Raw genomic sequence first — 267 nt, forward strand, 5'->3', positions numbered from 1 at the left:
GCACCAGTCGAATGACCCGGATCGGTTCCCCGCCGGATGCGGGCCGTCCGCGGCCGTCGGGGGAGTGTGGACGCGGGGACGTTATCCCTTTTCGAAGAGGGTCAGCACCGCTTCGTCGTCAACGGGTTCCATAGTGATGAAACTGCTCGCCGGGACCGCTTCATCTGCGGGCGAAACGGTCGGCGCACCGGTCAAGGGTGAGGGTGCGCTGTCCGGGTTGTCCACCGCGGGCGTTGGGTTCTGGTCCGGCCGATTCTGTGCGGTGAG

The 267-nt window shown here is 66.7% G+C and carries 1 protein-coding gene; it reads right to left on the bottom strand.

Going from position 1 to position 267, the window contains the following annotated elements; translation table 11 throughout:
* Window positions 1-81 precede the first annotated feature (81 nt).
* Window positions 82-267, bottom strand: a 186-nt coding sequence (locus tag BIU91_RS19115; protein ID WP_216099626.1) for a hypothetical protein, incomplete at its 5' end; no start/stop codon positions are given.

Origin of the sequence: Curtobacterium sp. MMLR14_002 (genome assembly GCF_001864975.1) — a bacterium.
Lineage (GTDB): Bacteria > Actinomycetota > Actinomycetes > Actinomycetales > Microbacteriaceae > Curtobacterium > Curtobacterium flaccumfaciens.